The 18,223-nt window shown below is 56.0% G+C and carries 18 protein-coding genes; 9 read left to right on the top strand and 9 right to left on the bottom strand.

The window, feature by feature from the left end:
* Positions 1-114: 114 nt before the first annotated feature.
* Both A8B84_RS18360 and A8B84_RS18355 read right to left on the bottom strand, forming a co-directional pair.
* Positions 115-2,307, bottom strand: a complete 2,193-nt coding sequence (locus A8B84_RS18360; RefSeq protein WP_064226833.1) for an OsmC domain/YcaO domain-containing protein — start codon at positions 2,305-2,307, stop codon at positions 115-117.
* A 93-nt stretch (positions 2,308-2,400) separates the two neighbouring features.
* Positions 2,401-3,096, bottom strand: coding sequence for an aspartate/glutamate racemase family protein (locus A8B84_RS18355; protein ID WP_064226834.1), 696 nt, complete (start codon positions 3,094-3,096; stop codon positions 2,401-2,403).
* A gap of 144 nt (positions 3,097-3,240) precedes the next feature.
* Between A8B84_RS18355 and A8B84_RS18350 the strand changes: the two genes are divergently transcribed.
* The 4 genes from A8B84_RS18350 to A8B84_RS18335 are packed head-to-tail and all read left to right on the top strand — an operon-like array spanning position 3,241 to position 6,573.
* On the top strand, positions 3,241-4,065 hold the full coding sequence (locus A8B84_RS18350; RefSeq protein ID WP_138102991.1) for a MipA/OmpV family protein: 825 nt from the start codon (positions 3,241-3,243) through the stop codon (positions 4,063-4,065).
* Between the two features lie 11 nt (positions 4,066-4,076).
* Positions 4,077-4,754 carry a hypothetical protein gene (locus A8B84_RS18345; RefSeq protein WP_064226836.1) on the top strand — a complete coding sequence of 226 codons (678 nt, stop codon included), beginning with the start codon at positions 4,077-4,079 and terminating at the stop codon, positions 4,752-4,754.
* Complete coding sequence (locus tag A8B84_RS18340) at positions 4,751-5,824, top strand: sensor histidine kinase (RefSeq protein WP_064226837.1); 1,074 nt, start codon at positions 4,751-4,753, stop codon at positions 5,822-5,824. Before A8B84_RS18345 ends, A8B84_RS18340 begins: the two co-directional genes overlap by 4 nt.
* A complete protein-coding gene (locus tag A8B84_RS18335; protein WP_064226838.1) occupies positions 5,821-6,573 on the top strand; it encodes a LytR/AlgR family response regulator transcription factor in 753 nt (250 codons plus the stop codon). Before A8B84_RS18340 ends, A8B84_RS18335 begins: the two co-directional genes overlap by 4 nt.
* A 6-nt stretch (positions 6,574-6,579) precedes the next feature.
* Here A8B84_RS18335 and A8B84_RS18330 read toward each other — a convergent pair whose 3' ends face one another.
* Positions 6,580-7,599, bottom strand: coding sequence for a sodium:calcium antiporter (locus tag A8B84_RS18330; protein WP_064226839.1), 1,020 nt, complete (start codon positions 7,597-7,599; stop codon positions 6,580-6,582).
* A 158-nt stretch (positions 7,600-7,757) separates the two neighbouring features.
* Here A8B84_RS18330 and A8B84_RS18325 point away from each other — a divergent pair, with 158 nt between their 5' ends.
* Together A8B84_RS18325 and A8B84_RS18320 are read left to right on the top strand one after the other, a co-directional pair.
* Positions 7,758-8,669 (top strand): pirin family protein, encoded by a 912-nt coding sequence (locus A8B84_RS18325; RefSeq protein ID WP_064226840.1) that lies wholly within the window; start codon positions 7,758-7,760, stop codon positions 8,667-8,669.
* 97 nt (positions 8,670-8,766) lie between these two features.
* Complete coding sequence (locus A8B84_RS18320; RefSeq protein WP_064226841.1) at positions 8,767-9,006, top strand: DUF1289 domain-containing protein; 240 nt, start codon at positions 8,767-8,769, stop codon at positions 9,004-9,006.
* Positions 9,007-9,095: 89 nt separating this feature from the next.
* Here A8B84_RS18320 and A8B84_RS18315 read toward each other — a convergent pair whose 3' ends face one another.
* The gene (locus A8B84_RS18315) at positions 9,096-9,584 is read right to left on the bottom strand and encodes a CBS domain-containing protein (protein ID WP_064226842.1); all 489 of its coding nucleotides are present in this window, start codon (positions 9,582-9,584) and stop codon (positions 9,096-9,098) included.
* Between the two features lie 283 nt (positions 9,585-9,867).
* On the opposite strand from A8B84_RS18315, the gene A8B84_RS18310 reads away from it, so the two are divergent.
* Positions 9,868-10,461 carry a LysE family translocator gene (locus A8B84_RS18310; RefSeq protein ID WP_064226843.1) on the top strand — a complete coding sequence of 198 codons (594 nt, stop codon included), beginning with the start codon at positions 9,868-9,870 and terminating at the stop codon, positions 10,459-10,461.
* On the opposite strand, the gene A8B84_RS18305 is transcribed toward A8B84_RS18310, so the two are convergent.
* From A8B84_RS18305 to A8B84_RS18290, 4 genes are all read right to left on the bottom strand, one after another.
* Entirely contained in the window at positions 10,423-11,292 is an 870-nt protein-coding gene (locus A8B84_RS18305) for an AraC family transcriptional regulator (RefSeq protein ID WP_082905227.1), read from the bottom strand. The genes A8B84_RS18310 and A8B84_RS18305 overlap by 39 nt on opposite strands.
* Positions 11,293-11,388: 96 nt before the next feature.
* Positions 11,389-13,488: a TonB-dependent siderophore receptor gene (locus A8B84_RS18300; protein WP_064226844.1), complete on the bottom strand. Its 2,100-nt coding sequence runs from the start codon at positions 13,486-13,488 to the stop codon at positions 11,389-11,391.
* Between the two features lie 92 nt (positions 13,489-13,580).
* The gene (locus A8B84_RS18295) at positions 13,581-14,246 is read right to left on the bottom strand and encodes a DNA-3-methyladenine glycosylase I (protein WP_064226845.1); all 666 of its coding nucleotides are present in this window, start codon (positions 14,244-14,246) and stop codon (positions 13,581-13,583) included.
* 13 nt (positions 14,247-14,259) lie between these two features.
* A complete protein-coding gene (locus A8B84_RS18290; RefSeq protein ID WP_227512604.1) occupies positions 14,260-15,387 on the bottom strand; it encodes a hypothetical protein in 1,128 nt (375 codons plus the stop codon).
* 212 nt (positions 15,388-15,599) lie between these two features.
* On the opposite strand from A8B84_RS18290, the gene A8B84_RS18285 reads away from it, so the two are divergent.
* Positions 15,600-16,136, top strand: a complete 537-nt coding sequence (locus tag A8B84_RS18285; protein WP_064226846.1) for a GNAT family N-acetyltransferase — start codon at positions 15,600-15,602, stop codon at positions 16,134-16,136.
* A gap of 22 nt (positions 16,137-16,158) precedes the next feature.
* The gene (locus A8B84_RS18280; RefSeq protein WP_064226847.1) at positions 16,159-17,262 is read left to right on the top strand and encodes a histone deacetylase; all 1,104 of its coding nucleotides are present in this window, start codon (positions 16,159-16,161) and stop codon (positions 17,260-17,262) included.
* Positions 17,263-17,288: 26 nt separating this feature from the next.
* Here A8B84_RS18280 and A8B84_RS18275 read toward each other — a convergent pair whose 3' ends face one another.
* Positions 17,289-18,200 carry a histone deacetylase gene (locus tag A8B84_RS18275; protein WP_064226848.1) on the bottom strand — a complete coding sequence of 304 codons (912 nt, stop codon included), beginning with the start codon at positions 18,198-18,200 and terminating at the stop codon, positions 17,289-17,291.
* Positions 18,201-18,223: the final 23 nt, after the last annotated feature.

Below are 18,223 nucleotides of genomic sequence, written 5' to 3'. Positions count from 1 at the left end.
CGGTAAATGTACAAAGGTGTACGGGCATTAAACGCAAATAGGCTACTTGTAATGATCCAGTGTGGATCAGGAATGTCCGCGCCGCCAATGCGGCGCGGTTGGCTCAGCGTCCTGTTACTGCCGCAGGCCTGCCCTGGCTGCACGGGCGGCATGCAGCTTCCGGTAGCTCTCAATCAATCGCTGGTGCTTCTCCAGCCCGTCCAGTTGCATGTTCGTGGGCTCCAGGCCGTGGAAACGAACGCTGCCATCCACCGAGCCAACAACGGCTTCCATGGTTTTCTCGCCGAACATGCGGGTGAAGTTGGTGATGTAGTCGTCCAGCTCCATCTCGTCATCGAGAGTGACTTCGAGCACTGCGTACATGGCGCGGTAGAACAGGCCACGCTCAACGGTGTTGTCGTTGAACTGCAGGAACATGTCGACGAATTCCAGCGCCTCCTCGTGCCACTGCAGGGCAAGGCAGATCAGGATCTTCAACTCCAGGATGGTGAGCTGGCCCCACACCGTGTTCTCATCGAACTCCACGCCAATCAGGGTGATGATGGTCATGTAGTTGTCTAACTGGCTGGCTTCCAGGCGTTCCACCAGGTCGGCCAGTTGCTCATCGTCCAGACGGTGCAGGTTGAGGATATCTTCCCGGTAGTCCAGGGCCATGTTGGTGTTATCCATGATCAGGTCTTCCACCGGATACACCTCGGAATAGCCTGGAACCAGAATCCGGCAGACCGGCGCGCCCAGTTCCTCGTAGACGGCGACATACACTTCCTTGTCCAGATCCCGAAGAATGCCGTACAGGCACTCGGCTTCCTCGGCGTTGGTGCCGGAGAAGTCCCATTCCACAAAATCGTAGTCTGATTTCGCGCTGAAGAAACGCCAGGAAACAACGCCGGTGGAGTCGATGAAGTGTTCCACGAAGTTGTTCGGCTCGGTTACCGCCAGACTGTTAAAGGTGGGCGCCGGCACATCGTTCAAACCTTCAAAGCTGCGGCCCTGCAATAGCTCGGTCAGACTCCGCTCAAGAGCCACTTCGAAGCTTGGGTGAGCGCCGAATGACGCAAACACGCCACCGGTTCTCGGATTCATCAGGGTAACGCACATCACCGGGAACTGGCCGCCGAGAGAGGCGTCTTTCACGAGCGTGGGGAAGCCCTGGGCTTCCAGGGCCTCGATGCCTTCCAGGATGTCCGGGTACTGTTCCAGTACCTCCCGGGGTACGTCTGGCAGTGCGATTTCCTCTTCGATGATCTGCTTCTTCACCGCCCGCTCGAAAATCTCCGACAGGCACTGGACCTGTGCTTCGTTCAGCGTGTTGCCCGCACTCATGCCGTTGCTGAGAAACAGGTTTTCGATCAGGTTGGAAGGGAAGTACACCACCTCGCCGTCAGATTTTCGAGCGTAGGGCAGGGAGACGATGCCCCGGTCGGCTCTGCCGGAGTTGGTATCGATCAGGTTGGAGCCGCGCAGCTCGCCCTCCGGGTTGTAGATGGCGAGGCAGTGCTCATCCAGAATGCCTTCCGGCAGCTCGTCGTTGGGGCCGGGTTTGAACCACTTTTCGTTCGGATAGTGGACGAACTCGCTGTTGGCGATTTCCTCGCCAAAGAACTGATCGTTGTAGAAAAAGTTGCAGCTTAGCCGTTCGATGAACTCACCCAGGGCAGAGCACAGGGCGCTCTCCTTGGTAGCACCCTTGCCATTGGTAAAGCACATGGGTGAGGCGGCATCGCGAATGTGCAGGGACCACACGTGCGGCACAATGTTCCGCCATGAGGCAATCTCGATCTTCATGCCCAATTCTTCAAGGATGCCAGTCATGTTGGCGATGGTCTGCTCCAGGGGCAGGTCCTTGCCTTCGATAAAGGTCTGGGTGCCGCCTTCCGGCTGGGTCATCAACAGCGCCTGGGCATCGGCGTCGAGGTTCTCGACCGTTTCAATCTCGAAGGTGGGGCCGGTCTGGACCACTTTTTTCACGGTGCAGCGGTCGATCGAGCGCAGAATGCCCTGGCGGTCTTTCTCTGAGATGTCCTCGGGCAGCTCAACGGAAATCTTGAAGATCTGGTTGTAGCGGTTCTCCGGGTCCACGATGTTGTTCTGGGACAGGCGGATGTTCTCGGTGGGAATGTCCCGAGCGAGACAGTAAACCCGAACAAAGTAGGCCGCACACAGGGCAGAGGAGGCCAGGAAATAGTCGAACGGGCTGGGCGCCGAGCCGTCGCCCTTGTAGCGAATCGGCTGGTCCGTTACGACGGTGAAATCGTCAAACTTGGCTTCAAGTCTGAGGTTCTCGAGAAAGTTGACGTTGATTTCCATTGCAAAGAGTCCTGGATCGGAGAATTTGGCGCGCCATGGCTTCTAATGGCGGCCATTATCCAGTTTTTGCAGGTGTTCGTCTTGGTCGGTCTTCTACGGATGATGTAACGCCAGCTCCACAGCCCGGGCGGCGTGAATCTCCGTGGTGTCGTAAAGTGGAACCTCGGTGTTGGCCTGGCTGATCAGCAATCCGATCTCGGTGCAGCCGAGAATGACCGCCTGGGCCCCGCGCCCGGAAAGCGAAGAAACGATATTCAGGTAGGTGTGGCGCGAGTCAGGCTTGATCTCGCCCTGGCAAAGCTCTTCGTAGATAACACGGTGCACCTCATCCCGCTGGCTTTCATCCGGGGTGAGAACGTCGATACCGGCGGCCTCCAGTCGTTCCCTGTAGAACGCCTGCTCCATGGTAAAGCGGGTGCCCAGCAGGCCTACTCGGGTCACACCATCTTTTTTCAGTACCTGCGCGGTGGCATCCGCGATGTGCAGCAATGGAATCCCGATTGCCTGTTCGATCTCCGGAGCAACCTTGTGCATGGTGTTGGTACCGATCACCAGGAAATCCGCGCCGGCCTTCTGCAATGACAGAGCGGCCCCGGCAAGAATGTCGGCAGTGGCCGGCCAGTCGCCTTTGTGTTGTAGCGCTTCAATCTCGGCGAAATCCACGCTGAAGAGCACCAGTTTGGCTGAATGCAGCCCGCCCAGGCGGTTTTTAATGCCCTCGTTGATAAGCCGGTAATAGGTTTGCGTGGATTCCCAGCTCATGCCGCCGAGAAGGCCAATGGTTTTCATACATGAAATCCCAGAACAGAGTTTCCAACGACTCTAGCACAGTCTAGTGCGGTCGAATGCGCGTTACCGTCCATCTCTATTTATGCCGGCTTGTCGTCCATACCAACCGTTTATCTCACGCTTCCTTGGAGACTCTCCATCCGTGTGAAAGTCCGTGCTTCCGGGTATTCCACCCCTGAATTCATTCACATGGAGATCATTGAAATGAACCCGTTAGCGACTCACCTTGCCCTCCGGTCAAGGCTCACTTTTACAGCACTTGTCTTGTGTATTCTTGCAGGCCCTGTCAGCGCCTCCGACTGGGAAGCAAGCCTTGGCCTTTCGGGCGGCTCTATCCAGCGCCATGTAAAGGGGGAGAATGATCAGCATGTCGTCGTACCTTATGCCGATCTGCGGTGGGGGATGATGATGGCAAGCCCGGAAGGTATCGGGCTTGTTACCCCGCCCACGTCTTCTAGCAGGCTCAAGGTGATGGTGCAGTTACGCCAGTCTGTGTTCGACCCGGATGATAACAAGGTGCTGGCAGCACTGGACGACCGGGATGACACCGGTGAGTTTCTGATCAAATGGGAGCAGGCGACCCCCTGGGTTGATCTTGCCATTTTCGCGTCGGCCGATGTGTTGGACCGGCATGGCGGCCATGAATGGGGTATTGGAGTATCGCGCGAATTGCCCACATGGGGGGGTGCGTTGGTGCCAAGCATTGACGTGCGTCAGCAATCGCGAAGGCTGGTTGATTACTACTACGGCGTTAGCCAGCAAGAGGCGTCTGCAAACATTGCGGCATACGAAGGAGAGAAATCGGTCGTAATGCGGACGTCGGTCTCTCACGTCCAGAAACTGGGTAGCGATTGGCATTCGGTGTTCGCGTTTGGTTATGAACATCTTGGCGACGGGGCTGGCGAAAGTTCAATCGTGGAGCGCAAGGGCTTCTGGTCTGGTGGTGTTGCAATCTTTTATCAGTTCTAGGAGCAAACGACATGAAGCTGTGTTTCTCATCTCGCGAACGAACGGGAGGGTTTGCCGGTATCCTTGCCGGATTAACGTTTCTGTTCGGGATGGTCTTTTACCTCGCGCTCTTGACGGAAGTTCAGTTCGGGAATCTATCGGCAGACATCACTGCCCAGCTCATTTACCTGCAGGAGCACAGCGGTTTTCTGTATACATGGTATTTTGTTATTTACCTCGTGTTCGGCTTTGCGCTGCTCAACATGCAGTTCGGATTGTCGGCGTTGTTGCCGAGAACAACCCTGAGCCAAGCTGCATCGCTCGTGGCGTATCTGTGGGCAGGTCTCGTGATTTCAGCGGGGCTGGTGGCGACCGTAGGGCATAATATGGTGATCACTCTTGCACAAGCCCATCCGGAAATCGCGCCGGGGGCCTTTGTTTCGCTCCATATAGTCGTCAACGGTCTGGGGGGCGGGAACGAACTCGTAGGTGGCGTATGGCTGATTCTGGTTTTTTTTGCCTCACGGCAGAAACAGTCGTTGCCAGAGGCTATTCAGTGGAGCGCACTGTTGGTCGGTTTTGCCGGCACGGCTACTGCACTGCCGCAACTGGCAGGGTTCTGCGGTGCGGTATTCGGGCTTGGCGGCATTCTCTGGTTCGTGGCCACGGGTATGCATCTGGCTTTTAATGGAGCAGGGCAGACATCATGATTACTGAGATTCAACGCCTCTGGCAGCGCCATGACCTGCTCCGAGATACCTTTCAGACGCTTGCAATCTGCTACGCGATTTCGATGGTAATCTGGCTAACGGACGCGGGCGAGTTCTGGCTGACACTGCAGGTTGCTCTTGTATTCGGGGTGTCTTGCCTGTGTGCGATACGGGTCAGTGTTCATTATCTTGAAAACCGGACTTCCATATTGGTGGCCACGGTCATTGGCTACCTGGTGGGAGTCGTTATTGGCATCGTCCACTTGTTTTATCAGCTTTATGGCTCCTTCGAAGAAGTGCGGGAGGCGCCGGCTTCTGATCTTATACTCAAGATCCTGTTCAGTTTGTTGGTGACCTACGTTTTCTACAACTCACATCGTTTGACCCGTAAACGTAGAGAACTACAGGCTCAACGAATGCGAACGCTTGAGCAGGAAAAACAGCTGGCGGAATCCAACTATCAGGTGTTGCAATCAAGAATTGAGCCGCACTTCCTATTCAACACACTCGCCAATATACGTGTACTCATTGACGTGCGACCGGAGACGGCGAAAACAGTTCTGGATGACCTTACAGGGTTGCTCAGAGGTTCCATGACCAAGGCTGAGCGTCAGCTCATTCCTCTGTCTGAAGAGTTGGAGTTTGTGAAAGCTTACCTTTCGATACAGCGCACTAGAATGGGAGACAGATTGACCTTTGAAGTTGTCGTGCAGGATGACATCGCTGGAGTGAGCTGCCCGCCATTTACGCTGCAGCCGCTTGTTGAAAATTCGGTTATCCATGGCATTGAACCTAAACTTGAAGGCGGTCATATCCGGGTGCTGGTAGATGTTGGACCTGAGCGGTGCTGCGTTACCATCCGTGATACGGGGCTGGGATTGCGAAAGGATTCTCGTAAGAACAATGGCGTCGGGCATGGAATCGCCGTTGACAACATTCATCAGCGTTTGTCGCTGCTCTATGGAAAGAATGCATCGCTGATACTGGCCAACCATACTGATGAAAAGGGCTCAGTAACCGGTTGCGTTGCTACGGTTCGGTGGCCGATTAATCCCGGGGACTCGCCATGAACGTTATGGTTGTTGATGATGAACCCTTACTCAGATTTCACCTTCAGAAACTGCTCACGGATCTCTGGGATGAAGCAGAGCAGGTGATCTGTGTGGGGTCGGGCGTGGAAGCGGTCGAACGAATCAATGAAGTTGATGTGCATACCGTGTTTTTGGACATCAAGATGCCCGGTATGAGCGGCGTTGAGACAGCGGGTGTCCTGCGTGATATGGGATTTTCCGGGAACCTCGTATTTGTTACAGCCTACGATCAACATGCCTTGGAGGCATTTGAACATGAAGCGGTGGACTATCTGCTTAAACCCGTGCACGGAGACCGCTTGTATCAGTGCATTGAAAGACTGAGAAAGCGTGATGAAAGAACAGTGAAGTATGAGCTGGATGCTGCGCAGCTGAAACGCCTAATGCCGGTTGCAGGCTCCAGCGAACTTCGCTGGATTAACGCCACCCGCGGCCAGCAGGTTCATGTTATACGGTTGGACGATGTCTGTTGCTTTATCGCCGAGGACAAGTACACAACAGTGGTGACCGAGAACGGGGAGTTCCTCATTCGCAAAACCATCAAAGAATTAACGGAAACCCTCGATGGTGATCAGTTTTGGCGTATTCATCGGGCGATCATAGTTCAGGTTGGCCGTATTTCCAGGGTGGAACGAGATGAAGAAGGACACTATGAGGTGTTTATGGATGGCATTGGCAGAAGACTGCCGGTCAGTCGCAGCAATGCCCATCTCTTCAAGCAGATGTAAAAGCTGTCATCCGCTTGCCATAACGATGGATAGCGCCACCGCGTAAACCGTCAGCATCAACGCGCTTTCAAATCCGATCTTTCCGATTCCGTAGCGCTGGCGTCGGACCATGCCCATCAGCAGTGTGGCCGTCATCAGAATGCTCACCAGGCCCCAGGTCATCTGTATCGGGGTAATGTCGTGATATATGGAACCGCCAGGGTAGCCCACATCGGCTGAAGCAATCACCAGCATGTTAAAACAGTTGGTGCCGAATATATTGCTTACCGCCAGGGTCAGCGCGTTCCTGCGGATGGCAGCAATGGTGGTGACCAGCTCGGGTGAGGAGGTAGCGAGCGCGGTAAACAGGCCGCCAATCAGGGTATCGGACAGGCCCGTTTCGTCACTGATCACTTTGGCCCCTTCCATCAGTACCCATCCAGCTATGCCTGTAATTGCCGCCAGAATAATGAAAGTGACCCAGGCCTGGGCAAGACCGCCGCGAAGATAATGACCAGGCTTGTCGGGAACGGTCTGGCGGGTCAGTCGGGGAAACCACATGGGTTTACTGTCTGTTGTGCGAACCAGGTGAAGCCCGAACAAATACGCTGCGGTAATCACGGGTGTGATTGGGTGTATTCCCCAGAGGGAAACTGGTGGACTCGCAATTGCCAGTAGCGGCAAAGCCAGCAGAACGATCAACAACGCGGCCAGCATCAGGTTGGTGGAAGATGCAGCTGCGTGCTCCAGGTTGGCCTTCCGGTACATGATGTCTGCAATGCCCAGAAACACCAGGTTCGCAGCCATGCTGCCCATGACATTGCTCATGGCCAGATCCGGCCTTGAATCCATGGCCGCGCTCAGCGTGGCGGCGAAGTCGGGCAGTGAGGTTACCCCGGCCAGCAGAAAGATGCCGAACAACGCCTCGCCCAGACCTGTGCGATCAGCCAGTTCATCGGCGACCCGCGCAAGTTGGCTGCCGGCTGTCACAATAACGACGGATGCGATGGCAAAAGCTATGATGCCGGTAGTCAGTGATGGAAACACTCAAGGCCCCAGGCTGTTGCGATTGCTTGAATTGCTTACGGTAACTATAGCGGTTGCGGAATGGCCAGGATGAATATCGGTGCCCGGAGAAAGATTCCGGCTTCTATAATAGATTCAGGAAACCGGGTGACAGGTTCGGGGCAAAACGGGAGCGATGCATGAGCAATCTGATGAATACTGTTGAACAGAACTGTGATTCGGCCGATGCGCCGTGCAGCGCCATCGAAACCATTTTGAGCCCCCGGGTTGCCAATCTGGGCGGCTTCTCCGTACGTCGGCTGTTGCCAACCGCGAAGCGGAAAATGGTAGGCCCCTGGGTATTCTTTGACGAAATGGGCCCGGCGGAATTTCCGGCTGGCCAGGGTATCAACGTGCTGCCGCATCCCCATATTGGTATTGCCACGGTTACCTACCTGTTTGAGGGCGAGATACTGCACCGGGATTCCGTTGGCAGCTATCAGCCAATCCGGCCCGGCGATATCAACCTGATGGTAGCCGGTAGCGGCATCACCCATTCTGAGCGGGAGCGCCCCGAAGTCACCGCAATGGATCACCGTTTGCATGGGCTCCAGCTCTGGCTGGCTCTGCCAGAAAGCCACGAGGAAACGGAGCCAGCGTTCCACCACTATCCAGACGATGACATCCCGGCAATTGAGATCAATGGAGTGCCGGTTCGAGTCATGATCGGCACTGCCTACGGAGTCACTTCGCCGGTGCGCCAGTTCAGCGAAACCCTGTATCTTGAAGCCACGGTAGAAGCCGGCCAGACCCTGATATTACCCGAGGCGCCTGAGCGTGCAGTTTATATAGCCAGCGGGGCCCTGCGAGCCCATGGCTCAGAACTTCCCACCCATAGCATGACAGTCTTTTCGAGTGAGCCCGGTGTTGCCATTACCGCCACGGAGGATGCCCGCATTGCAGTCATTGGTGGCGAGCCGCTGGGTAAGCGGTTTATTGAGTGGAACTTTGTGTCCTCCAGCAAGGCCCGCATTGACCAGGCCAGGGGAGACTGGCGGGCAGGGCGTTTTGAAAAAGTGGTGGGCGATGAGGAGGCATTTATTCCCTATTAGTCTCGGTTTTCCACGGCCTATGTGTCTTGCATCCCCGGAGCCCAGTCCTCAGTCTTGAATCAAGACACTTCTTCAGCAAAATGGGAAACCAGAGTCCATGGAGCCCGTCACCAAGAAACCCTGCATCGACGTCTGCGAGTTCAACAAAAAAGCCATATGCAAAGCCTGTGGCCGAACCAGGCAAGAAAAAAAGGAGTGGAAGCAGCTCTCTCCTGATCAGAAGCAGGCGATCTGGACACGCATCCTGGAGTCTCACGGCTCGGGTAAAGGGAAGAATCCCAAAGCATTGCGGGAGTTGTACGAGAAGGCGAAAAAGAAGAGGAATAAGAAGAACTGACAAGGCTCTGACGACCGAGTTTGACTAGATAGCCCTCAAATCTGCAGCCGCCGCTTGTGAGGTGGACGACTGCACTGAGCTAATTGCTCTTACAAGGCGGCTGGAGCCTTATGGCTGGGGTGGTGTGCACTTACGTGCCGCAGGAAATCCATGGTCTCCGTTGAGGAAATCTTCTTGTCGCCGGCTTTCTTCGGGGTCTCAGTGCCGGTGAATGAAACGATATCTCCCATGCTTACCATGCCGCAAAGCTGGTTGTATTGATTGACCACCGGAAGACGCCGCACCTCATGTTTTTCCATGAGCTGTAGAACTTTCTTGATGCTGTCGTCCGGTGAACAGCAATACAGTTCACGATTACTGCAGATATCCTCGGCACGAATATCCCACAACGGCCTGTGTTGCAGAGCCGCGCCCATGGCGATATCCCGGTCTGTGATTATGCCCAGTGGGTGTTCCATATCATCCACCAACGGAATGGCGCCGCAGTCGTTGTTCCACATCATCATGGCAACGTCCTGTAAAGACATCTGTGGGGAGCAGCTCGCCACTTCGGTAACCATCACTTCATTGACTTTCATTAGGATGTCCTCCTTCCTGAGGTTTGGCTGTCCAATGAATGCCGTCAGCAATTCGCCCCTGCGACATCGGATCCTGCATACTTCCTTGGGCCGTTCATCCTGAAGGCAGCGCCCTGGATATTTATCCGGCGCCATGGTCAATGTATTCCCGCCCATGTCTAATGTCCATGGTCCGATTTTGACAACCCTGAAAGCTTCTATTTCCACCAACCTCAATTTTATTCAATAAACTCTCCGGACTTCAGGCCAGACTCATCCCAAGACACGAACGGAGAATAAAACCATGAGTCTTTCCCTGATCCTGCCAATGTCCGCGTTTGCTCTGGCCGCCTCTATATCTCCGGGGCCGGTCAACCTGGTCTGCCTCAGTAGTGGTACCCGCTATCCGGTTTCTCGCGGTCTTGTTTTTGTGACCGGAGCTACGCTGGGTTTCATTGCCCTGTTCATTGCTGTGGGTCTCGGCCTGTATTCGCTATTAACCATGCTGCCCATTTTTGAGGAGGTGCTCCGCTGGGCGGGCGTCGTTTTCCTGCTGTACCTGAGCGTGAAGTTGGCCACGGACAATGGCCGCTTGCCAGAGGGAGAAACCCGGAAGGCCCCCGGTTTCGCGACTGGGGCACTGATGCAGTGGCTCAACCCCAAGGCGTGGCTGGCCTCGGCCTCCGGTATTGGTGCCTATACCAGCGCCAACGATCTGGATCAGATTCTGATGTTTGCCTTCGTCTATCTGCCGATTTGCTGGCTGTCGCTGGCCTGTTGGGTATACGCCGGTGCTTTCTTGCGAAGGTACGTTCAGCGACCAGAGGTGCTGGTAACGGTGAACCGCATTCTGGCGCTATTACTCGCGGCCAGTTGTCTGTATTTGGTGATCGGGTGAGAGTCGACGGTACTGATTTGGCGTTGCGGCCATTAGCCGTTTGAAAGCACGCTGGAAATGCGGCTGATCGGCAAACCCTGCGTTCAGGGCTGCTTCGGCGATAGGAATGCCATTTTTCAGATCCACCCGTCCCAGTTGCACGCGACGGTTTACCAGATAGGCGTGAGGTGTCAGGCCAAAATACTGCTTGAACGCCCGGATAAGATGCCCGGGACTGTATCCGGAAAGCTCGCAGAGTGTGTCCAGCGAGACATCTTCTGCGGCATGGTGGTCCAGGTAACGGGCAAGGGCTGAGAGGGTGTCTGGTGCCCGGGATTCGGCAGCAACTGGTTGCTCGGCCAGTTTTTGCATCAGGTCCGACATGAACTCGACCACTTCGGTTTGTTTCTCCAGCAAATCACTCCGGGGATCAAGAAGACACTCTGCCATTCGGCAATAGCGCTCATACCAGATGGTTTCAGATATTGTTGCTGTGGAAATATCCTGCCAGAGAGGTTCTTGCAGAAGCCCGGCGCGAAACCGGAGATCCGTCAGCCAGTCGGCATCCACGTAAAGCATCAGGTAGGCCCAGGGCTGATTGCCGATAGGATTGCAGGCATGAACCCATTCCGGATTCATGAGTACCAGATCACCGGCGCGTACGCGATAATGGTCATTCCGGTACTGAAATGTGCTTTTGCCGGCCGTAATAGCACCAATCGACCATTGGGTGTGGCTGTGAGGGTCATAACAGACCTTGCGACCATCGCCCACCTTCCGCAATTCCACATGGGGGATTCGGGCATCCCGCCAGAATAGGGGCTTGCTTTCCATGTTGGCAATGTGTGACATAGCTTCCTCGATGCAAACGCCTTGCACAGAGTGTAATGCTAGCACGACATCCACAGCCCGTAAGCTGGCTGCAGATGTCGCTGGATATCGGAAGGTTTAGAAGCGATATTTAGCGTTTGCATTCACAGTGCGTCGCTCGCCGTAGCCGCAGTCTGCGCCTTCGGAGCGGCACCAGGTGATGTACTCCTCATCGGCCAGGTTTTTGGCATCTACGGTGAAGTCCCAGTTCTGCCAGGTGTAGCCAATCATGGCGTCGTAGAGGGTAACGGAAGGAACGACGGGCCCGCCGCCTGAGCCAACGTTGTCACCCACGTAGCGCACCCCCGCACCGACCCGCCAGTTGCTGGCGATGTAGAGCTGGTTCCACCAGGAAGCCTGACGCTCGGCCACATAGGGGAGCCGGTTTCCAGAGGCGTCATCCCTAGCATTCAGATCGGTGTAGGCCAGTTGGGTTTCAAAGCGCTGCCACCGCTTGTTCACCTGCAGCTCCCAGCCGTCGATCACCGCGCCGGTCTGTTCAACACCTCCGGGAGTGCTGCCGTCGCTGATCCGGTTCTCCTGGGTAATATCGAAGTAGGCTGCAGTAATGCCAAGGGACTGGTCCGGGGACACGTACTTCACGCCCGCTTCCTGCTGGTCGCCGGTGGTGGGTTCCAGTGTGTTGGCGGCTGCGGTGCCATCGGTACCGAGGTTCATGCTGAAGGCTTCAGCGTAGCTGATGTACGGGGAGATCCCGTTTTCGAATCGGTACATCAAGCCCGCACGACCAGTGGTGGCCTCTTCGTCGCTGACGGTGTCCGCCCCGGAGACGGCAAGGCTGCGGTTCTCTGCCCAGTCGTGACGAAGACCAGCGGACACGATGACGTTGCCGATCTCGATGTGATCGGCAACGTAGAGGCCGATCTGCTCGATCTCGTTGTCTGGCCGGTCAGTCGGATTGATGACACCATCATTCAGGTTGCCGTACTGTGGATCATACACATCGAAGGTGCCACCCAGGCCATAACCGTAAAAGTAGTTGTCCTGTTTCCAAAGTGCGTCCTGGCGGTCGGCGCCGATAATCAGGCGATGGCGGGTAATGCCCAGCTCAACATCGCCTTCGAGGCGAGCATCCATGTTGAAAATACGAGTTTCCGAGTCCGCCGTGAAGATAGTACGTGGCACTTCGCCATTGGCATCGGGGACACTCGGAATGGTAATCCAGTGTTCACGGGTCTCGGTGCTGGAGCGGGTGTAACGGGCCGTAGCGGAAAGCGCCCAGTTGGTATTCAGTCGATGATCAACAAACAGGGTAGCCTCGGTCTTCTCCCGGTCATAACGATCCCAGCCTGGCTCCCCAACGAATCGCTCAGAGCCGATAAACCCTTGTGATCCCGGCTCCAGGGTGACGGCCTGTGGCAGGAACTGAGCGGATACCTGGCCTTTGTTCTCCTGGCGGTTCAGGAGCAGGGTAATGCTTGTGTCATCAGTGGCGCGCCAAGTCAGGGAAGGGGCGAGCACGTAGCCATCGTCTTCCACATAATCCACCTGGGTGTCGCTGTCGCGTCCAAGTGCGATCAGGCGGTACAGCAAATCACCGCTCTCATTGACGGGGCCGGTTACATCCACCGCCAGCTGCTTGCGATTAAAGGTGCCGTACTGAGCCCAGATCTCGCCGGCCTGTTCCTCTTCCGGGAGCTTGGATACCCCGTTGATGATGCCGCCCAGATCGCTCTGGCCATAAAGCATGGACGAGGGGCCTTTGAGCACTTCGATGCTCTCCAAGGCGTAAACATCGGTTCGGACAGTGTTGTAGGAACCGTAGATCTGACGCAGACCATCCAGATAGCGCCCGGCATCAACCCCACGAACTTTCGCGGAATCGATTCGGGTGTCAAAGCCAAAGTTGCCTGCGTAGACACCCGGAGTGTAGAGCAGGGCATCCTGTATGTTCTTGGCGCCGGAATCTTCGATGAATCCGCGATCGACGATTGAGACGGAATAGGGTTGCTCTTCGACAGGCACATTGAGCTTGCCGACTTTGGGCGTCTTTTCGAGAGGCATGTAGTCGGGTGCGGTAATGGCATCGGACACCACATCGAGAGCCTCGAGTGTGGTGGCGTTGTCGGTCTGGGATTGTGCAGTGGCCAGGGAACTGGCGCCGAGCAGGGAAGCGAGCGCGACGAAACTACGGCGTCGGGGGCTTGGGGCTTTCATGAGTGTTTTATGCCTCGGTTGTGAATGCTGAGGCGAATGATAACAATTATTATTAAAGTTACAAGAACTGACGCGTCAATCGTCAGATAGGTTCAGTCCACAGTAAACGAAAGAATTCTCGAAAGATGGCTATAGGGCAGGCCGCTCTCCTGATGCCAGCGGTTGAAAGCTTCCTGGGCCTGCATAAGCCCCTTCTTGCTGGTGGGCGAGGCGTCCAGTAGCTCCTCACGGTGCAGCGCGGCAATCACATCGCGGGAGAGGATGAAGCCATCCCAGCCCACACGGCGCAGAAAATACTGCGCGCTGTTGCCACCTAGCCGGGCACCGTTGCGTTTTAGCCACAGCAGTAACCCGGCCTGGTCACTACTGGGCCAATCGGCCAGGAACTTGCCGAAGCTGCCGTGCTCCCGGGCGGCATCCACAATCATCCGTGCGTTCTCGGGCACGGTCTGAATCTTCTGGGCGTTCCGCACGATCCGTTCATCGCCGGCCAACTGCTCAAGTACCTCGGGTGGAACCTGTTGCCAGTAAAGCGGAACGAACCCCTCAAACGCCTCTTCAAACTTTGGCCATTTCTTTTCGATCACCCGCCAGACGAAGCCTGCCTTGAAGACGCATCGGGTGATTTCCGAGAGGTAGCGATCGTCACCAAGAGCCTCCAGTTCGCCGGGTGCTGCCACTCTTGGGAGCTGTGCGCGAACTTCGTTCTCGCCGCCCTTCTGGAGGACGGCTTGTTCATAAATACGGGAAAAAGACATAGTGCTCTCTGAATCAGTCGAGTCTGTTAAGCGATTTCCGCCGGCCTAGGCGCGACAGACCGGCCATCGAGGCACCCAGCAATGCAAGAGCTGGCCGCACGATGAATCGGAATACCCAGCTGCCGACGTACAAGACGGGCAGCAGTATCAGCATCCATCCGAGAAACTGCACCAGCTTTACCGGGTAACCCAGGATTTCGGACACCTCGGCCAGAACGTCGTTGATAATACCCGGGTGCGTGACCACCAGGTATCCGACGCCGACTACCGCGGGCCACTTTGCGTATCGGGCGGTAGTCATCAGCATGCGCCTGCTATTGGCCAGGCGAGCGCCAAGGGCTGCAGACCGGGTACCAGCGGCGGCACTTCTTGAAGAAACCGCAACTGCCCGTCCTGCCCGAAGCACCTTCAGTGCGCTGGCAAAAACCAGCACATCCACCGATGCCCAGCCAACGTCAGCGGCGGACACGTCCTCACCCGTGCGATGCTGAATCTCCAGGTTGCGGATGCCGCTGGCGAAAAACTGATTGATATTTTCCAGTACACGTTCCGTTCGAACCCAGATAATGTCGCCCTGATCGTTCACCACGAATTGGCCCAGGAAATCATGTCCCTCTTCCTGGATGAAGCCTACCGCGTACCACCCACGCTCTTCCCGAGTCAGCTTCTCCTTTCCCGGACTGCTTTGCTGGCCGGTTGTATCGCTGTCGGATTTTCCGTTCCCGGTTAAGAACTCCACAGCCGCCTGGTATTGAGTGGCCAGATCGTTCATCAGCTCGATCGAGCCAATCGGGTTGCTCAGGAAATAGTGGATGGGCGGAAGAATGTTTTCGCCATACAACCGGAGAATTTCCCGGAACTCAGGCTCGGGCCCGTAAACCGGAAAGATCTCACGGGTCATGGCAGGGTATCGCAAATAGGCCGCGCGAGCCTTCAGCAGAAGAAGCTCGTCGTCCGCCATATCGAGCAATGCGGCCTGAACTTCCAGTGGCTCCGATTCGATGCGAGGGAACTCCCGGAGAGTATCCTCCGCCTGAATCCGGATCAGCCTCTCTTCAATCAGCATAGGCCGTGAGCCGACAGTGGCTACCAGCGCGATCATCGTCGCAAGGCAAAGGATCAGAAGAAGTTTTCTCATCATCGCTTGGCCTGAATACTCACTCGACCAATGTTGTTCCGGTGCGCGTGCCTCATAGAAATCCCGGTGCAATTCAAATCAGGTTTGTTGTTGAAACTAACCTGCAGCCGAAATTATTCCAAGAACAGTTTCAAGGACTTTGCTTTTGTAGCGGGATCAACCAGCGACTAAGCTTTGAAGGTTAGCTCTACACAGCGGTCTAACGGGAGTTGCACGTGGCTGGAAAGCACACGAAGCGTGGATTTGTTATCAGAGAGGCCTGCGAAGAGGATCTGCCCGAAATGGTGGGATTCCTGGCCAAACTGGCCCTGCATGTTTCGGGCGCGCCCCCTCATGATCTTAAGGAAAGTGAACGTAAGCGACTTCTGCGAACGTTGCACTCCTCGCTGGACGATCCCAACAAACTGTTGCTTGTGGCGGAGAATAAAAACTCGGGTCTCGTGGGAATGGGCTATGTCTATATTTGGCGAAGCCAGGGCATCTGGGAGCAGTCTGAGTCTACAGAGTTCAAGTCTGGCGTTATTGACGATATCTGGGTAGAGCCGGAATTTCGGGGGCACGGAATCCTCAAGGCCTTGTTGCGGGACCTGGTGACCTTCGCAGAGGCGCATCACGCCTCGGAGCTGATCCTGGAGTATTCCGCTTCAAACAAGGAAGCCAAGGCCGCCTGGACCAAACTGGGTTTCAAACCGACCGGCGTTCGAGCGGCGGCATTCACCTCTGTAGTGAAGCAAGCGCTGACAGCATCATAGGGATAAGAAAAGGAAACAGATCATGATCGGCGATCGCAGTGTGAATGTGTTTTACGATGAGATCATGCTCGGGCATAACCCCGAGGTGGATCTTCCGTTCATGCCCAGCCGGGTGGAAAAGCGGGTGCGCTCCATTCTTCAGGGGCTGGACTTCAAATGGAGCTATCCGGAACACCCGGGGCGGATCAGCGCCATCAAGACGTATCTGGATGAAAACCCTGTGGCAGGTACTCAATTCAAATCGGGTGCGGCTGCCGCAACATACGATCAGCTGGCACGGGTACACACCACCTCCTACCTTGACCACATCTTCTCACTGGACGGCAAACGGGCGTGGCTTGATAAAGACACTACGGCGGTGTCACCCGACAGCATCAAAGCCGCCACGGCTGCGGCCGGCAACGCCATTGCCGCCGTTGAAAGCGTTGTTAAAGGGGAATGTGACAGTGCGTTTGCCCTGATCCGCCCGCCCGGCCATCATGCCGAACCGGTTCGGGCACGGGGATTCTGCCTGCTCAATAATGTGGCCATTGCTGCGGCCCATGCCCAGGCCAAACTCGGCTGTGAGAAGATTCTGATCATCGACTGGGATGCCCACCATGGCAACGGTACCCAGGATATTTTCTGGGCAGACCCCGATGTCCTGTTTTTCGATACCCACTGCGCGGCGCCGTTCTATCCCGGATCCGGTCACCTGGAGGAGATCGGTGATGGGCTGGGGGAGGGCTACACCATCAACGTGCCACTTCCGGAAACGGCTGGCGACGTTGCCTTCGAGAAAGTGTTCCGGGAGATCCTGATGCCGGCGGCGGATTACTTCAAGCCGGATCTGGTGCTGGTCTCTGCCGGCTTTGATCCGCACAGAAACGACATGGCCCTGAACCTCACCTACGAGGGCTTCAAAGTAATCACAGGCATTGTTCAGGCGATTGCTGACAAACACTGTGAGGGACGGTTAGCGCTGGTTCTGGAAGGTGGCTACAGCCTGAGTTCTCTGTCCAAGGGGGTGCATGCCGTGCTCGAAGTGCTTGCCGGAGGGGAGGTGCCGGAAGTGCATGAAATCGGTGTACCGGAGGCCGAGGAGGCAGCGGAGTTCCATCGTTCTGCCTTCAGTGATGAGGACTGAGCCCGCTTTGAACACGAGTGACACTGTTAGTCGGTTGAAAACACCCGGCTGGCGGCTTCCACAACAATCCCGTGCCGCTTGGCCAGTTTCACCCGGTCGTCATCGTAGCCGCCGCCAATCACCGTCGCTACCGGAATGTCCCGACGTTTCAATTCACTGAGCACCTGGAAGTCCCGCTCAAAAATTCCCTGTTCGGAAATGTTCAGGCGGCCGAGGGGATCATTCCTGAATACATCCACGCCTGCGTCATAGAGCACGATATCCGGCCGGGATAACGCAAATGCTTTGTGCAGCGTTTCGCTGACAACCTCCAGATAGGCCCCGTCTTCGAGGCCATCCGGTAAGGCGACATCGAGATCGCTCACCTTTTTCTCGAACGGGTAGTTACGCTCACAGTGAATCGAGCAGGTAAAGGCATTCGGCTCATTCGCCAACAAAGCAGCGGTACCGTCACCCTGATGCACATCCACATCGAAGATAAGCACACGTTCAATGCCCTCCTGTTGCAACAGCACATTGGCGGCGATCGCCAGATCGTCGAGGATGCAGAAGCCGGCAGCGTAATCGTAATGGGCATGATGGGTACCACCGGCCAGGTGACAGGCAATGCCATGCTTAAGGGCCAACTGCGCCGTCAGAACCGTGCCTGAAGGAGCCAGGAAAGTGCGTCGGACGAGGCCCTTGCTCCAGGGCAGATTCATCTGCCGTTTCTCCCGCGCCGAGAGTTGATCGCCGGCGAAACGGGCGAGGTAATCCGGGCAGTGGGTGCGGGTCAGCCACGCCTGCCGGCATGGGGCAGGGCGAAAGCTATTGGCTTGAGTGAGAAGCCCTCTTGAGCGGGCGTAATCGGCAAGGAGGCCGAATTTTTCCATGGGAAATCGATGCTTTGCCGGGAATGGAAAGCTGTAGTCTGGATGGTGAACCACGGGTACGGGCATTGGATCGTCCGGCTGCAGTGGAT

This window comes from Marinobacter sp. EhC06 (assembly GCF_001650915.1).
GTDB lineage: Bacteria > Pseudomonadota > Gammaproteobacteria > Pseudomonadales > Oleiphilaceae > Marinobacter.
This window is presented reverse-complemented; position numbering and strand designations above follow the sequence as displayed.

Excerpts from the sequence above, each read along its gene's own strand:
- A8B84_RS18360 (WP_064226833.1), bottom strand. The coding sequence starts at position 2,307 with ATGGAAATCAACGTCAACTTTCTCGAGAACCTCAGACTTGAAGCCAAG.
- A8B84_RS18355 (WP_064226834.1), bottom strand. The coding sequence starts at position 3,096 with ATGAAAACCATTGGCCTTCTCGGCGGCATGAGCTGGGAATCCACGCAA.
- A8B84_RS18345 (WP_064226836.1), top strand. The coding sequence starts at position 4,077 with ATGAAGCTGTGTTTCTCATCTCGCGAACGAACGGGAGGGTTTGCCGGT.
- A8B84_RS18340 (WP_064226837.1), top strand. The coding sequence starts at position 4,751 with ATGATTACTGAGATTCAACGCCTCTGGCAGCGCCATGACCTGCTCCGA.
- A8B84_RS18335 (WP_064226838.1), top strand. The coding sequence starts at position 5,821 with ATGAACGTTATGGTTGTTGATGATGAACCCTTACTCAGATTTCACCTT.
- A8B84_RS18325 (WP_064226840.1), top strand. The coding sequence starts at position 7,758 with ATGAGCAATCTGATGAATACTGTTGAACAGAACTGTGATTCGGCCGAT.
- A8B84_RS18320 (WP_064226841.1), top strand. The coding sequence starts at position 8,767 with ATGGAGCCCGTCACCAAGAAACCCTGCATCGACGTCTGCGAGTTCAAC.
- A8B84_RS18315 (WP_064226842.1), bottom strand. The coding sequence starts at position 9,584 with ATGAAAGTCAATGAAGTGATGGTTACCGAAGTGGCGAGCTGCTCCCCA.
- A8B84_RS18310 (WP_064226843.1), top strand. The coding sequence starts at position 9,868 with ATGAGTCTTTCCCTGATCCTGCCAATGTCCGCGTTTGCTCTGGCCGCC.
- A8B84_RS18305 (WP_082905227.1), bottom strand. The coding sequence starts at position 11,292 with ATGTCACACATTGCCAACATGGAAAGCAAGCCCCTATTCTGGCGGGAT.
- A8B84_RS18300 (WP_064226844.1), bottom strand. The coding sequence starts at position 13,488 with ATGAAAGCCCCAAGCCCCCGACGCCGTAGTTTCGTCGCGCTCGCTTCC.
- A8B84_RS18295 (WP_064226845.1), bottom strand. The coding sequence starts at position 14,246 with ATGTCTTTTTCCCGTATTTATGAACAAGCCGTCCTCCAGAAGGGCGGC.
- A8B84_RS18290 (WP_227512604.1), bottom strand. The coding sequence starts at position 15,387 with ATGATGAGAAAACTTCTTCTGATCCTTTGCCTTGCGACGATGATCGCG.
- A8B84_RS18280 (WP_064226847.1), top strand. The coding sequence starts at position 16,159 with ATGATCGGCGATCGCAGTGTGAATGTGTTTTACGATGAGATCATGCTC.
- A8B84_RS18275 (WP_064226848.1), bottom strand. The coding sequence starts at position 18,200 with ATGCCCGTACCCGTGGTTCACCATCCAGACTACAGCTTTCCATTCCCG.